Origin of the sequence: Streptomyces sp. JJ38 (assembly GCF_019303475.1) — a bacterium.
In the GTDB taxonomy this organism is placed as follows: Bacteria; Actinomycetota; Actinomycetes; order Streptomycetales; family Streptomycetaceae; genus Streptomyces.
Map to the genome: position 1 here is coordinate 1 of NZ_JABLSI010000028.1, position 13,714 is coordinate 13,714.

Sequence of the window (13,714 nt, forward strand, 5' to 3'; positions counted from 1 at the left end):
GGTGCGGGCCCGTCCCCGGGCGACGGCGGGGCCGCGCGCGGGGCCGGGGCGGGCGAGGGCGGACGGCACCGGTCCACGGCAGGCGGGGGGCGGGCGACGCGGCCGGGCGTGGTGACGGCCACGGTGGCCACGCTCGTCGCCGGCGGCGCGATCATCGGGCTGGTGACGCTGTGGCCGGAGGGGTCGACCCCGGTGACCCGCTCCGGGATACCGACCGAGGCCGGGCTGCCCGACACCGGGCCCCTGCCCTCGTCCCCCGAGGCTTCTCCCTCCCGCGCACCGAGCCCGTCCACCTCCCCCAGCCCCACCACGTCCCCGTCGCCGTCGCCCACACCCACGCCCGAGAAACCCTCCCCCTCGCCGAGCCGCCCGACGCCGCCCCCGGCGCCGGAGCCCCCCGCGCCGCCGTCCACGGGCGAGGAGGTCGAGAGCCTCGTCAACGCCGAGCGGGCCAAGGCGGGCTGCGGGCCGGTGCGGACGAACTCCCGGCTGGCCGAGGCGGCGCTGGCGCACTCCCGGGACATGGCTGCACGGAGCTTCTTCGACCACACCAACCCCGACGGCGAGGACCCGGGCGACCGCATCACCGCGGCGGGCTACCAGTGGTCCCGCTACGGTGAGAACATCGCGCGCGGGCAGCGCACGGCGAGCGAGGTCGTAGAGGGCTGGATGAACAGCCCGGGGCACCGCGCCAACATCCTCAACTGCTCGTTCGAGGAGATGGGGATCGGCCGGCACACGGGCTCGGGCGGCCCGTGGTGGACGCAGGTGTTCGGCACCTCACGCTGACGGCCCGCGGCGTCCCCGCGTTCGTTCGCCCGCTGGAGCCCCCCGCGCCCACCCGTCGTTTCCCCAGGACCCCCCGGTGACGCCGGGAAGCCGCCGGAGAGCCGCGCACATCCACCTTCCTTCCGGCGGCAACGCCGTGTCGGCCGCCTCCGCGCGTTGTATGGCGCGGGCCCAGGCCGACGACGACGCCCGCGCCGAACTGCTGACCGCGCTGCGGCCGCGGCTGGTGTACGAGGACGGGGACCGGACGGTGAGGGTGAGCGCCGAGGTGCTGCACGGGCTGCCCGCCCACGGGGGGCTCACCCGGTGACGGACGGACCGTGGACGGGCAGGGCGGCGCGCACGGCGGCCATGATCTCGGGAACGGTGTCCTGGACGAAGAAGTGACCGCCGGGCAGCGTGCGCAGGTCGGTGCCGCCGGTCGTGTGGCGGCGCCAGCCGGGCAGCGAGGTGGGCGGGGTGATCGTGTCGGCCGCCCCGCCGAGCACCGTGAACGGGACGCCGAGCGGCGGCTTCTCCCGGTACTCGTAGGTGTGCAGCAGCGCGTAGTCAGCCCGGAAGGTGGGGATGGCGAGGGCCATCAGCTCCCGGTCGTCGAGGAGTTCCCGGGGTGTGCCGCCCATGGCCCTGAGCACGTCGAGGACCTCCTCGTCGGAGGCGGCGTGCAGCGTGGTGCGGGTGACCTTCCGCTCCGGGGACGCGGTCGCCGCGATGAACAGGTGCGCGGGCTGCGGGAGGCCGCGCTCCCGCAGCGCCCGCGCCAGCTCGAAGGCGATGAGGCCGCCCATGCTGTGCCCGAAGAGGGCGAAGGGGCGGTGGAGTTCGTCGGCGAGGTCCTCTGTCAGGGCCCGGACGAGGGGCGGCAGGCCCAGGAAGGGGGCCTCGCCCAGCCGCCGCCCGTGGCCCGGCAACTCCACCGGGCGGACCTCGACGTGGGCCGGGGCCCGCTCCTGCCAGCGGCGGTACATGGCCGCGCTGCCGCCCGCGCAGGGGAAGCAGTACAGCCGGAAGGCCGCCTCGGGGTCCGGCGTCCGGCCGCCCAGCCAGCGGCGGGCGGGGCTCTCCGGACCGGCCGGGGGCCGGTCGTGGGTGCGTGTCGTCATGGTGTGGTCTCCTCCCCCGCGGCAAGGCTCTCATCCCGCGGCGCCCGGCGCACCTCGCCGACGGTGACAGCTCCGGCCGGTCGGCCACCAGGGCGAGGAACCGGGTTCACTGACGCATCATCACGGCCATGACCGGCGGTGCGACGCGCTCGGGCCGGTAGAGCCACATGACGCGCGTCTCGCCGTCCATCTCGCGCGTCATGAGGTACAGGTCGACGGCGACGGGCCGCATCTCGGTGATCATCTCGGGGAACCCCGTCACCGCCGAGCTGCCGCCCGACCTCATGGAACGCACCCTCCAGCACGCTCCCCGGGCCGCACGGGCCGCGCCGAGGAGGTGGCCGGACCGGTCTCCGATCTGGTCTCCGATCTGGTCTCCGGGCGGGCCGCCCGCATCACCGGCGCCGTCCTCCGGATCGACGGCGGCAATCCACGCCTGACGGCGGCCGCGCGGGCCGCGTCCGGCCGGACCCTCACAGTGGCGTCAGTCCAGCCAGCCGCGTTCGACCGCGCGGGCGCCGGCCTCGAACCGGCTCGCGGCTCCCAGGCGGTCCATGAGGTGGGCGACCATGCGGCGCACCGTGCGCTCGGACAGGCCGAGACGGCGGGCCACGGCGCGGTCGGTGAGGCCCCGCACGAGCATGTCCAGCACCCGGTACTCCGTCTCGGTCGGCTGCTGGTCGCCGTCGGCCGGCACCGCCTCGGTGCCCTGCCGGACCAGTTCCCACAGCGCCCGCAGGGCCTGGAGGGTGGCCGCGTCCTCGACGACGGCGTAGGGGCCGCCGGGGGCGGGCCGGGAGGTGACGAGCGCGCCGTGGCCGGTGAGCAGCATGGCACCGGGCGGCAGCCGGGGGTGGTGGCCGACGTCGATTCCGTGGGAGCGCTGCCCGGCGATGCGGGAAGCCAGGGCCGGTTCACCGAGGGCGGCGGACGGGTAGACGAGGCTGACCCAGCCCTCGCGGTCCCACAGCCGGGCGCCGCTGTCGTGCAGCACGTCGAGCAGGGGGTCGTGGAGCGAGGTGTAGTTCCAGTAGCAGTGCACGTCGCCCGGTCCCGCTCCGAGCAACCGGGAGGTGGCCCGGGCTAGTTCGCCACCGGCGTCCAGCCAGCGCGAGGTACGGGCGGTCGAAGGCATCGTCGTCCCCCTTTCCGGATGCCCGGGTGCGGCCGTGCCAAGGTCGGGTCCGTCGGCGATGGTCACACGGTTTCCCACCGCCCGGCTCCCGGAGGGCCGAGCTGTCCGGTATCCGACAGCGGGAGCCGGTACCGGACAGCTCGGCCTCCGTCACGACGGCGAGCGCGTCACCGCTTGCCCGGTGAGGCGGCCGTCGCCGGCTCCTCCGCCGGGGCCGCGGGCGGCTCGCCCTCAGGCGAGGGCCTGGGCCCGGCGGCCTGGTGGTCGTGGTCGTGGTCGGCGTCGAGCATGGTCGTCTCGTCGAAGGGGCTGTGCCCGGACAGCACCCGGCCGACCTGCTCCTTGTCGATCTCCTTGGTCCAGGTGCCCACCAGCACGGTGGCGACCGCGTTCCCGGCGAAGTTGGTCAGGGCCCGGCACTCGCTCATGAAGCGGTCGATGCCGACGATGAGGCCCACCCCGTCGACGAGGTCGGGGCGGTGCGACTGGAGGCCGCCGGCCAGGGTGGCCAGGCCGGCGCCGGTGACTCCGGCGGCACCCTTGGACGCGATGATCATGAAGGCGAGCAGCGAGATCTGCTCGCCGACGGTCAGCGGGTCGCCCATGGCCTCGGCGACGAACAGCGAGGCCATCGTCAGGTAGATGGCGGTGCCGTCGAGGTTGAAGGAGTAGCCGGTCGGCACGGTGACGCCGACGACCGGCCGGGACACGCCCAGGTGTTCCATCTTCGCGATGAGCCGCGGCAGGGCGGACTCGGAGGAGGACGTCGAGAGGATGAGCAGGAACTCGCGCCCGAGGTACTTGAGCAGCGCGAAGATGTTCACCCCGGCGACGAGCCGCAGGATCAGCCCGAGGATGACGAAGACGAACAGGAAGCAGGTCGTGTAGAAGCCGATCATGATGACGGCGAGCGACTTGAGCGCGTCGACCCCGGTCTCCCCGACCACGGCGGCGATGGCCCCGAACGCGCCGACGGGCGCGGCCCACATGATCATCGCCAGCACCCGGAAGACGACGCGCTGGAGGTGGCCGATGCCGCGGACGATGGGGTCGCCCGCGGCGCCCATGGCCTGGAGGGCGAAGCCGACGAGCAGCGCCACCAGGAGCGTCTGCAGCACCTCGCCGCCGGTGAGCGCGGAGATCAGGGTGGTCGGGATGATGCCGAGCAGGAAGTCGGCCGTGCCCTCGCTGGCGCCCTCGGCCTTCGCCGCCCCGGCCTCGCGGACGTCGTCCGTCAGGTCGAGGCCGCTGCCCGGGTCGATCAGGTTGCCCACGAGCAGGCCGATGGCGAGGGCCACCGTGGACATCGCCAGGAAGTAGCCGAGGGCCAGCCCGCCCACGGTGCCGACCTTGGCCGCGTTGCGCACCGAGCCGACGCCCAGCACGATCGTGCAGAAGATCACCGGCGCGATCATCATCTTGATCAGTGCGATGAACCCCTCGCCCAGCGGCTTGAGTTCGACGGCGACCCCGGGGGCGGCGAAGCCGACCAGCACCCCGGCGAGGACCGCGGCGATGACGGCGAGGTAGAGGTAGTGCGTTCGGTCACGTCTCACTGTCGAAGCTCCCATCCGGCCGGTGACCCCATCCAGCGCAGCAGCATGCCTGCCCGAGGGCGGTGGCGGCGGCCGTTGGCCGCTGTCCGACGCGGGTGTCGGATGCCGGACGGCCGCACGACCACCGGGCGGGGCACTCGGCTCAGGCCGGGCGGGCGCCGGTCTCCAGCCAGCCGAGCCGGGCGGCCCGCACCCCGGCCTCGAAGCGGCTGCGGGCGTCCAGCTCGCCCATGATCCGGGCGACGGTCCGGCCGACGGTGCGCTCGCACACCTCCAGCCGGTGGGCGATCTGCTGGTCCGTCAGGCCCTGGGCGAGCAACGCGAGCACGGATCTGGTCTGCCCGTCGTGGCGGCCCGGCTCCTCGGTGCGCAGGGGTGCCGCGGCCTCCCACAGGCCGAGGAAGAGGTAGTGGAGCAGGTGGACCGTCTCCGGGCAGCCGGACACGGCGGGCCCGGGTGGCGCCGCCGGCCGCGCCCCGGGCTCCGGCGCCGTGGGGCCGACCAGGGAGATGTCGCAGTCCACGACGGCGAAGGTGACGGGGATGTTCCGGGCCACCCGCACCTGGGCGCCGGCCCGTGCCTGGCGCCGGGCGTACTCGGCGAGGGCGGGCGACTCCAGCAGACGTTCGTCCCAGAGGACGCTGACGCGCACCCAACGCCGCAGCAGGTCGTGGAGCGGCTCCGCCTCGCGCCGCGGCGGCTCGGGCCTCGCGGTGCCGGGGGCCCACACGAGGGCGACGTTGTGCCGGGCCGCGGCGAGCGCGGCGCTGAGGGGGTCCTCCTCGGCACCGCGTCCGGCCACGGGCGGGGGCGCGTCCGGCCGCGGGGAGGCGTCCGGGCGCGGGGGCGCGTCCGGGCGCGGGGAGGCGTCCGGGCGCGGGGAGGCGTCGTCCGGCCACACCGGGACCGGCTGGTGGGGCGAGAGCGTGATCATCGCGGGTCTCCCTCGGTTGGGGGCGGCTGAGGAGAGCGGACGGAGGCGTTCGGCTGTGGGGTGGGGCGGCATCCTGTGGACGGGCGGGATGACGTGCCGTGGGTCAGTCGGAGATGTTGATCTGGACGACGGCCGGATCGTCCTCGGGACGGCGGTGGTCGGCCGGTCTCGGCGCGGTGAGCACCTGGTGCAGCCGCCGCCGGTCCAGGCGGCCGACCCACCGGGTGATGACCACGGCGGCGACGGAGTTGCTGAGCAGGTTGGTGAACGCGCGGGCCTCCGACATCAGCCGGTCGATGCCGATGACCAGGGCCACGGCGGCCAGCGGCACCGAGTGCGCGATGGAGATGGTGGCCACGAGGGTGACCAGGCCCGAACCCGTCACGCCCACCGCGCTCTTGGAGGTGATCAGGGCGAGGGCGAGGAAGAGGAGCTGTTCCCCGAGCGAGAGGGGCTCCCCGGCCGCCGCGGCGAGGTAGACCGCGGCCGTCGTCAGGTAGACGCAGGTGCCCACGAGGTGGAGGGAGTAGCCGCCCGCGAGGACGGGGGCGGAGACGGCCCGGGGCGCGCCGGCCAGCTCCAGCTTGCGCAGGACCTGCGGGAAGACGGACTCGGAGGAGGAGGTGCCGAGCAGGACGAGGAGCTCGCTGCGCAGATAGCGGATGAGGAGCAGCAGCGAGAAGCCGTTGAGGCGGGCGAGCAGCCCGAGGCCGACGAAGACGACGAGCGCGCAGGCGAGGTAGAAGACGAGGACGAGCGAGGCGAGGCTGCGCAGCGGCACGAGCCCGAACCGGCTGACGGTGAAGGCGGCGCCGCCGAACGCGGCCAGGGGCGCGCCGGCGACCAGCAGGCGCACCGCGCGGAAGAAGATGTGGCCGAGCCGGTCGATGAGGTCGAGCACCGGCTTGCCGCGCTCACCGGACATCATCAGGGCGGTGCCGAACAGCGCCGCGACGAGCAGCACATGGAGGGCGTTGCCGCTGGTGAAGGCGGCGGTGAAGGTCTCCGGGACAATCCAGTCGAGGCTGAGCGTGCCGTCGGCGGAGTCCGCGGCCGCCCGTTCCAGGGGTGCCACGTCGCTCTCGCGGACCTGGGCGTCGTCCACACGTCCGACGGGGAGCAGGAGGAGGAGGTTTCCGGCGAGCAGCCCGAGCAGCAGGGCGAGGGTGGTGGCCACCTCGAAGTACAGGATGGCCTTCAACGACAGCCTCCCCAGGCGGCGTCCGCCGCCGACGGCGGCGATGCCGCTGACCACGGTGGTGAAGATGACCGGCGCGATGATCATCGTCATCAGGGACACGAAGGCGTCGGCGAGGAAGCGCGTCCGCACGGCGTACTCCGGCGCGAGCGCGCCGAACGCGGCGCCGGCCGCGAGGCCGATCACCACCCAGAGCGTCAGCGTGCGGTGCCACGGCCGACGGCCCCCTGCTGCGGTCCCCATGCCCGTTCGGCCCCTTCCCCATCGTCCCGGGGATCGCGCGCGGTACACCGGGAGTTCCAGAATCGGTCGATCGCACGCTACGGGGCCCGTGCTAGGCCAGCGTGCGGGTAACTGCAAGCCAGTGTGAAACGCAGGTAATATCTGCGCTTCGCCACCCGGAGACCGCCAGTTGGAACAGCGGTCCGCCGCCCGGCGTTCGTCCAGGTGACCGGCGCGACGGAGGCACCAGGGGGATCATGAAGGCTCTGCTCGTCGAAGACGATCCGGACGTCGCCGAGGCCCTGGCCGAGGGCCTGCGGCTGCACGGCTGGGAGGTGGTCCGGGTGGCGACGGGAGCCGCCGCCCTCACCGCCCAGCCCGACTGCGACATCGTCCTCCTCGACCTGAACCTGCCGGACATGGACGGCCTGGAGGTGTGCCAGCAGGTCCGGGCCCGGCTGCGGGTTCCCATCATCGCCGTCACCGCGCGCTCCGACGAGCTGGACAAGGTGCTGTGCCTTCGGCTGGGCGCCGACGACTACGTGGTCAAGCCCTACCGGCTCCAGGAGTTGCTGGCGCGGATGACGGCGGTGCTGCGGCGGCTGCGGGACGCCGCTCCCCCGGCCCCCGAACTTCCGGGCGGGGCGGAGCCGCCGCCGGAGCCCGGCACCGCCGCCCGCCCGGGGGCCGAACACCGCATCGTCCGGGGCGCGCTGACGATCGACCTGTGGCGGCGCGAGGTCCGGCTGGCCGACCGCGCCGTGCCGCTGACCCGCAAGGAGTTCGACCTGCTCACGCTCCTGGCCCGGGCGCCGGGCCGGGTCTTCAGCCGGGCCCACATCCTCGAGCACGTGTGGGGCGACCAGTGGCCGGGCACCTCCCGCACCCTGGACGCCCACGTCTCGGCGCTGCGGCGCAAGCTGGGCTCGGGCGGCTGGCTGCGCACCCTGCGCGGCGTCGGCTTCAGCTTCGAGGTCCTGTCCGGGGAAGACCTCCCGTGCGACTGACGTACGTCGCCCTGCTCGGACTCCTCGTCGGCACGGTCCTCGCCCTGCCGCTGGCGGCGACGGGCTGGCTGTACGCACGGTACGTGCAGGGCCAGTCGGTGGCCGCGGTGGCCTCAGCCGCCGCGACGGCGCAGGCCCGGCTCGGCGGCGCCGGGCGGGAGAGCGCCCTGGACGGCCCGGGGGCCGCCGAGGCACTGGACCGGCTCGCGCGCCGGGAGGGCGTCGAGCTGTCGGTGCGCCGCGCGGACGGTTCGGTGCTGACGACGGCCGAGACACCCGCCCGGGCCCGTGCGGCCCTGGCCGCGCCGCCGCCGGGCGGCGAGCCGCGGCGGCTGCGGAGCACACCGCCGCCCCTGCTGCCGCCCCGTGGCCCGTGCGCCTCCGCACGGCTCGCCCTGGGCGGCGGCGGGGACGGCGGGGGCCCGGTCCTCCTCGTCCAGCGGCCCTGCGACGCGGCCCGGGACCGGGTGCTGACGGTGTGGGCGGGGCTGGCGGTCCTGTGGCCGCTGGGCCTCGGCGGCTCTCTGCTGCCCGCGGTGCTGCTGCACCGCCGCTCGGCCCACGACCTGCGGCGCGTGCGGCGCACGCTGCGCGCCATCGCCGACGGCGCCTACCACCTGCGCGCCGAGGCCCGCTTCCAGGGCCATGACGTGAACCGGCTCGCCGAGGACGTCAACCGGCTGGCCGCCACCCTGCAGAGCATCGCCGAGGAGCAGCACCACGTCCTGGCCGACGTGGCACACCAGTTGCGCAACCCGCTGATCGCCCTGCGGCTGCGGATCGAGACCCTCGCCGGGGTGGCGCCGGAGGCCGCCGGGGAGCGGCACGCCAGGCTGCTGGCCGACGTGGACCGGCTGGACCGGACGCTGACCGACATGCTGGAGCACGCCCGCGGCAGCCGGGCGCGGCCCAGCACCCAGGTCGTCGACGTGTGCGCGGTCGTCGAGGAGTGCGTGCGGGGCTGGGCCGCCGTCGCGGAGCGGCGGACGATCCGGCTGCGGCTCGACCGGCCCCGGCAGGCCTGGGCCCTGGCCCGCACGGGCGCGGTGGAGCAGGCCACGGACGTGCTCCTCGACAACGCGCTCACCTACGCCCCGGAGGGCAGTGACGTCCACGTCGGCATCACCCTCGGCACCCGCCTGGAGATCCGGGTGCGGGATGAGGGGCCGGGGATGACGCCCGCCGAGCGGGAGGCGGCGCTCACCCGCGGCTGGCGGGGCACGGAGCAGTCCGGCGGGGGCAGCGGCATCGGCCTGTCCATCGCGGCCAAGCTGGTCGCCTCCTGCGGCGGCCGCCTCGAACTCGGCGGCGCCCCCGGCGAGGGCCTGTGCGCCACCCTGTACCTGGCCCAGGCCGCGCCCGTTCAGCGCGGCGCCGAGGGCGGGGGCGGCGCGGAGGAGGACAGGGGCGGGAGGCTCGGCCGGCCCGCCGGTATTGGCGGACTGTTCACGTAAGTGTCGGCGGAAGCCGGTGCCCGGGTTACCCGGTGGACCGGGTGCTGCGGGCACTGTTTCGGGCATGAGGCTCAGCGAACGGGAGAACGGCCTGGCGCGGCACGTGGCCGACGCCGAGAGCGTGCTGCGCGACACCCGCCTCGGTGGTCCGACGGTGCCCGTGCTCGTTCGGGCCCTGCGGGCGCTGTCGGCCGCCGGGGAGCCGGAGCGGGCGGTGCCGTGGTGCACCGCGCTGCGCGACGAGTCGGTCCGGCGCGGCATCGCGGGCTGGGCGGCGGTGTTCGGGACCGTGCACGCCGAACTCCTTCTGCGCCAGGGCGATGTGCGCAACGCCGAGCAGGCCGCCGTCAAGGCCATGGGGTGCCTGCCCGAGGGCAGTGGCGACGCGTTCGCCCTGGCCCCGGTGGCGGCCCTGGTGCTGGCCCGCACGGGTCTCGGGCGGCATACGGCGGCCGGGCGGCTGCTGGACCGCCCGGTGCCACCGGAGCTGCTCGACTCCGCCCGGGGGCTGGCGTATCTGCGGGCGCGCGGGCGGCACTCCCTGGCCACCGGCCGGTTCCACGCGGCGCTGGGCGACTTCACGGAGGCCGGCCGGGTCGCCCGCACCCGCTCGGCCGACCGCCCCTCGGTGCTGCCGTGGCGGTCGGACGCGGCCCTCGCCCTCGTGCGCATCGGTGAGCCGGTGCGGGCCGAGCAGCTCGCCCGGCAGCAGCTCGCGGGGCCCGAGGGGCATCTGCCCTGGGTGCGCGGGCTGGCGCTGCGCGCCTGGGCGGCGAGCGTCGAGCCCCGGCGCCGGACGGGCCTGCTGGAGCAGGCGGCCGAGGCGCTGGGCCGCTCCGGGGACCGGCTGGAGCTGGCCCGCGCTCTGGCGGACCTGGCCGCCTCGCTGCGCGAGCAGGGTGTCTCCGGCCGGGCCGGGGCGCTGACGCGCCGGGCATGGGGGCTGGCGCAGAGCTGCGGCGCCGAGGCCCTGTGCGAGGAGATCGCGCCCGGCCTGGCGGGACGGTCGCGCCCGGCCGCCCCCACACCCGGCGACGGACACGGCCCCGGCCTCCTCACCCCGGGCGCCCGGGCGCGCTCCCTGCTGAGCACCTCCGAACAGCGGGTGGCGGCCCTCGCGGCGCACGGCTACACCAACCGGGAGATCGCGGGCCGGCTGTTCGTCACCATCAGCACCGTCGAGCAGCACCTCACCCGGGTGTACCGCAAGCTGGACATCTCCCGCCGCCAGGAACTCCCCGTCGACCTGCGGATGTCCTAGACGTCCGCAAGGGTCACCCGAGAACCTCCACGACCCGGAAGCGCTCGGCGATGACGGGGGTGGCGTCGGTGACGGTGAAGTGCGGGTCGCCCAGCTCCCGGCGCACCGGCTCGCTGTGCCAGAAGCGCTCGTGCTCGGCGCGCCACTGGGCCACCGTCGTGTGGTTCTCGCCCTCGTCGAGGGCGTGTTGGAGGTCGACCTCTCCCACGGTGAGCCTGCGCACCCCGGTCACCTCGATGACGGCGACGGGCCGGTCCCGGGAGTCCACGACGGCCCGGCGCTCCCCGACGACGGGGAGCGGCTCCTCGCCGGCGTCGTACGCGGCGGCCAGGCTCGTCGTCGACGTCTTGGCGCCGGAGAGGATGGCGGCGACCAGCTGGTCGCGCAGCGGGCCGGGGAAGGCGAACTCGGCCCTGGGCAGCTCGTCGGGGTGCGTCATCCGGGCAGCCTAGCGCGGGCGGCGCTCAGGGCACGGGGGCGATCTGCCGGGGCACGTTGCGCGGGTGGCCGGGGCGTTGCCACTCGCGGGGGTAGCCGACGGAGACCTCCTCGAACGGGACACCGTCGTGGCGGGTGCTGCGCGGAATGTGCAGGTGGCCGTAGACCATCGTGTGCGTCGGGAACCGCAGGTGCCAGTCGGCGGTGAGGTCCGTCCCGCACCACTGGGCGAACTGCGGGAAGCGCAGGATGTCGGTCGGCTCCCGCACGAGCGGGTAGTGGTTGGCGAGGACGAGGGGCACCTCGGGGTCGCAGGCGGCGAGCCGCTGCCCGGTGGCGGCGACGCGGGCCCGGCACCAGGCGTCGCGCGAGGGGTACGGGTCCGGGTGGAGGAGGAACTCGTCGCTGCACACGACGCCCGTGTCGTAGGCCTCTTCGAGCGCCTGCTCCTTCGTCCGCGCGCCCGGGGTGCGCCAGCTGTAGTCGTACAGCAGGAAGAGGGGTGCGATGACGAGGGGGCCGCCGGGGCCCGTCCACCGGGCGTACGGGTCCTCGGGGGTGAGCACGCCCATGCCGCGGCACAGCTCCACGATGTGGCGGTAGCGGGCCTCTCCGCGCAGCTGCACCGGGTCGTCCTTGGGCGTCCACAGCTCGTGGTTGCCCGGCGTCCAGATCACCCGGGCGTAGCGGCCCGCGAGGAGCTCCAACGCCCAGGTGATGTCGGCCATCAGCTCGCCGACGTCTCCGGCGACGATGAGCCAGTCGTCCGGCGACTCGGGCCGCAGCCCCTCGACGATCTTGCGGTTCTCCTCGTAGGCGACGTGCAGATCGCTGATCGCCCAGAGCTTTCCGTCCGGCATGATCCGAACCTACGTGCTGTCCCGTGCTCGCGTCACCCCTCCCCCGGACCGGGGGAGTTGGAACGCGGCCGACGCGTCAGACACCGAGTACGGCCTTCGCGGTGAGGAAGTAGATGACGAGCCCCGTCGCGTCGACGAGGGTGGTGACCATGGGCGCGGAGACGACCGCGGGGTCGATGCGCAGCCGTTTGGCCAGCAGTGGCATGGTGCCGCCGATCGTGGCCGCCCAGGCGCAGATCAGCACCAGGGTGATGCCGACGACGGCGGCGATCTTCGCCCCGACGAACGCCGCCGCCACCACGACGCCGAGCCCGGCCAGCAGGCCGCCGAGCACGGTGCCGACACGGCACTCACGCCATATCACCTTCAGCAGGTCCGAGCCGCGCACCTCGCCGACGGCCATGGCGCGCACGCAGGCGGTGGCGGCCTGGGCGCCCGCGTTGCCGCCCGCGCCGATGAGCATGGGGATGAACATGGCCAGGGCCGCGACCTGTTCGAGCGTGCCCTCGAAGGCCCGGGTCACGGTGACGGTGAGGGTTGCCGCGACCAGCAGCAGGGAGAGCCACAGGGCGCGGTAGCGGGCGAGCTGCCACACCCCGGCGGCCATGTAGTGGCCCGCCCAGGGCGCGGCACCGGCCTGCCGCGCCACGTCCTCGGTGTCGGCCGCCTCGATGACCTCGTCGGCGTCGTCGAAGGTGAACAGGCCGACGACGCGGTCCTCGCTGTCCACGACGGTCAGGTTGAGGTCGTTGGTCTCGCGCATCAGCCGGGCCGCCTGCTCGGCGGAGTCGGTGGCCCGGGCGAAGGGAGGTTCGCTGACGACGAGCGAGGAGAGCATCGTGCCGGGCGGGCTGAGCACCAGCTCGCGCAGCTCGACGATGCCGGTGAGGCGGCGGCCGCCGTCCACCACGGGGAGCGTGTAGACGGTCTCCGCGTGCGCGCCCTTCTCCCGGACGGTACGCAGCGCCTGCTCGACGGTGAGGTCCTGTGGCAGGGCCACCACCTCGGGTGTCATGTAGCGGCCGACCGAGCCCTCGGGGTACCCGAGGAGGGCGGCGGTCATGCGGCGCTCGTGCGCGCTCAGCCCGGCGAGCACGCGCTTGGCCACCTTCGCCGGGGCCTCCCGCAGCATCCGCGCGCGGTCGTCCGGGTCCATGCCCTCGACCAGCTCGCGGAAGGTGTGGTCGCGCAGGCCCTCCAGGATCGCCTGCTGGTCGACGGGTTCGAGCTCCTCGAAGACGTCGAGCGCCCGGTCCTTGTCGAGCAGCCGGAAGGCGACCCCCGCCGTCACGTTGTCCATGCGCGCCAGCTCGTCCGCGATGATGTGCGGAGGGTGGGTCTCCAGCCACTCCAGCGCGGTGTGGAGGTGCTTGTTCTCCACTATGTCCTGGAGCGATTCGGGCAGGTCGGGGTGGAGTTCGTCCGTGACGGAGCTCTGCGGCATGGGAACGTCCTCAGCACTGCGGCGTGGTTCTGGTCGGGCAGGGGGGCCTACCGCGGGGCACCACCGACCACTGTCGCACCGCTAGGGATGCGGGACGGTGGCGCCGCGCGGTGACCGACTGGGAGGTTCGCCGCATCTGCGCAGGCCCACGGCGCCACCTCCTCCGACTCGCTCCGACTCGCTCCGGCTCGCTTCCGCCCGACGGTCCGCGGTGCGCCGCGGACGGTCCGGCTCCGCACCCTCCCGGGTGCCGTTGCAGAATACCGCCGCCTCGTCCCGACGGCAGCCGACGCCCGGCCGGGCGGGGCGACGG

The 13,714-nt window shown here is 74.9% G+C and carries 14 protein-coding genes; 5 read left to right on the forward strand and 9 right to left on the reverse strand.

Annotation, left to right across the window (positions count from 1 at the left end):
• Both HPT28_RS16370 and HPT28_RS16375 read left to right on the forward strand, forming a co-directional pair.
• A partial coding sequence (locus HPT28_RS16370) for a CAP domain-containing protein (protein WP_257578746.1) occupies positions 1-789 on the forward strand: 789 nt, incomplete at its 5' end.
• 76 nt (positions 790-865) lie between these two features.
• Positions 866-1,099, forward strand: coding sequence for a hypothetical protein (locus HPT28_RS16375; protein WP_219091839.1), 234 nt, complete (start codon positions 866-868; stop codon positions 1,097-1,099).
• On the opposite strand, the gene HPT28_RS16380 is transcribed toward HPT28_RS16375, so the two are convergent.
• From HPT28_RS16380 to HPT28_RS16405, 6 genes are all read right to left on the reverse strand, one after another.
• Complete coding sequence (locus HPT28_RS16380; RefSeq protein ID WP_219091840.1) at positions 1,089-1,892, reverse strand: thioesterase II family protein; 804 nt, start codon at positions 1,890-1,892, stop codon at positions 1,089-1,091. The two genes, HPT28_RS16375 and HPT28_RS16380, sit on opposite strands and share 11 nt — an antisense overlap.
• A gap of 106 nt (positions 1,893-1,998) precedes the next feature.
• The gene (locus tag HPT28_RS16385) at positions 1,999-2,178 is read right to left on the reverse strand and encodes a hypothetical protein (protein ID WP_219091841.1); all 180 of its coding nucleotides are present in this window, start codon (positions 2,176-2,178) and stop codon (positions 1,999-2,001) included.
• Positions 2,179-2,376: 198 nt separating this feature from the next.
• Entirely contained in the window at positions 2,377-3,027 is a 651-nt protein-coding gene (locus tag HPT28_RS27460) for a LuxR C-terminal-related transcriptional regulator (protein ID WP_219091842.1), read from the reverse strand.
• 167 nt (positions 3,028-3,194) lie between these two features.
• Complete coding sequence (locus HPT28_RS16395) at positions 3,195-4,598, reverse strand: cation:dicarboxylate symporter family transporter (protein ID WP_219091843.1); 1,404 nt, start codon at positions 4,596-4,598, stop codon at positions 3,195-3,197.
• 127 nt (positions 4,599-4,725) lie between these two features.
• Entirely contained in the window at positions 4,726-5,517 is a 792-nt protein-coding gene (locus tag HPT28_RS16400) for a LuxR C-terminal-related transcriptional regulator (protein WP_219091844.1), read from the reverse strand.
• 103 nt (positions 5,518-5,620) lie between these two features.
• A complete protein-coding gene (locus HPT28_RS16405; protein ID WP_219091845.1) occupies positions 5,621-6,958 on the reverse strand; it encodes a cation:dicarboxylate symporter family transporter in 1,338 nt (445 codons plus the stop codon).
• A 236-nt stretch (positions 6,959-7,194) separates the two neighbouring features.
• Between HPT28_RS16405 and HPT28_RS16410 the strand changes: the two genes are divergently transcribed.
• The 3 genes from HPT28_RS16410 (at position 7,195) to HPT28_RS27465 (ending at position 10,659) form a co-directional block, all read left to right on the forward strand.
• On the forward strand, positions 7,195-7,944 hold the full coding sequence (locus HPT28_RS16410; RefSeq protein ID WP_219091846.1) for a response regulator transcription factor: 750 nt from the start codon (positions 7,195-7,197) through the stop codon (positions 7,942-7,944).
• Positions 7,935-9,398 carry a HAMP domain-containing sensor histidine kinase gene (locus HPT28_RS16415; RefSeq protein ID WP_219091847.1) on the forward strand — a complete coding sequence of 488 codons (1,464 nt, stop codon included), beginning with the start codon at positions 7,935-7,937 and terminating at the stop codon, positions 9,396-9,398. The genes HPT28_RS16410 and HPT28_RS16415 overlap by 10 nt, the downstream gene beginning before the upstream one ends.
• Positions 9,399-9,462: 64 nt before the next feature.
• The gene (locus HPT28_RS27465) at positions 9,463-10,659 is read left to right on the forward strand and encodes a helix-turn-helix transcriptional regulator (RefSeq protein WP_219091848.1); all 1,197 of its coding nucleotides are present in this window, start codon (positions 9,463-9,465) and stop codon (positions 10,657-10,659) included.
• Between the two features lie 13 nt (positions 10,660-10,672).
• Here the strand turns inward: HPT28_RS27465 and HPT28_RS16425 are convergent, their stop codons facing one another.
• From HPT28_RS16425 to mgtE, 3 genes are all read right to left on the reverse strand, one after another.
• Complete coding sequence (locus HPT28_RS16425; RefSeq protein WP_219091849.1) at positions 10,673-11,098, reverse strand: ASCH domain-containing protein; 426 nt, start codon at positions 11,096-11,098, stop codon at positions 10,673-10,675.
• Between the two features lie 25 nt (positions 11,099-11,123).
• A complete protein-coding gene (locus HPT28_RS16430; protein WP_219091850.1) occupies positions 11,124-11,957 on the reverse strand; it encodes a metallophosphoesterase in 834 nt (277 codons plus the stop codon).
• Between the two features lie 76 nt (positions 11,958-12,033).
• Positions 12,034-13,401, reverse strand: a complete 1,368-nt coding sequence (mgtE, locus tag HPT28_RS16435; protein ID WP_219091851.1) for a magnesium transporter — start codon at positions 13,399-13,401, stop codon at positions 12,034-12,036.
• Positions 13,402-13,714: the final 313 nt, after the last annotated feature.

Bases quoted from the DNA above. Each gene is read 5' to 3' on its own strand.
- HPT28_RS16380 (WP_219091840.1), bottom strand. From the start codon at position 1,892: ATGACGACACGCACCCACGACCGGCCCCCGGCCGGTCCGGAGAGCCCC.
- HPT28_RS16385 (WP_219091841.1), bottom strand. From the start codon at position 2,178: ATGAGGTCGGGCGGCAGCTCGGCGGTGACGGGGTTCCCCGAGATGATC.
- HPT28_RS27460 (WP_219091842.1), bottom strand. From the start codon at position 3,027: ATGCCTTCGACCGCCCGTACCTCGCGCTGGCTGGACGCCGGTGGCGAA.
- HPT28_RS16395 (WP_219091843.1), bottom strand. From the start codon at position 4,598: ATGGGAGCTTCGACAGTGAGACGTGACCGAACGCACTACCTCTACCTC.
- HPT28_RS16400 (WP_219091844.1), bottom strand. From the start codon at position 5,517: ATGATCACGCTCTCGCCCCACCAGCCGGTCCCGGTGTGGCCGGACGAC.
- HPT28_RS16405 (WP_219091845.1), bottom strand. From the start codon at position 6,958: ATGGGGACCGCAGCAGGGGGCCGTCGGCCGTGGCACCGCACGCTGACG.
- HPT28_RS16410 (WP_219091846.1), top strand. From the start codon at position 7,195: ATGAAGGCTCTGCTCGTCGAAGACGATCCGGACGTCGCCGAGGCCCTG.
- HPT28_RS27465 (WP_219091848.1), top strand. From the start codon at position 9,463: ATGAGGCTCAGCGAACGGGAGAACGGCCTGGCGCGGCACGTGGCCGAC.
- HPT28_RS16425 (WP_219091849.1), bottom strand. From the start codon at position 11,098: ATGACGCACCCCGACGAGCTGCCCAGGGCCGAGTTCGCCTTCCCCGGC.
- HPT28_RS16430 (WP_219091850.1), bottom strand. From the start codon at position 11,957: ATGCCGGACGGAAAGCTCTGGGCGATCAGCGATCTGCACGTCGCCTAC.
- mgtE (WP_219091851.1), bottom strand. From the start codon at position 13,401: ATGCCGCAGAGCTCCGTCACGGACGAACTCCACCCCGACCTGCCCGAA.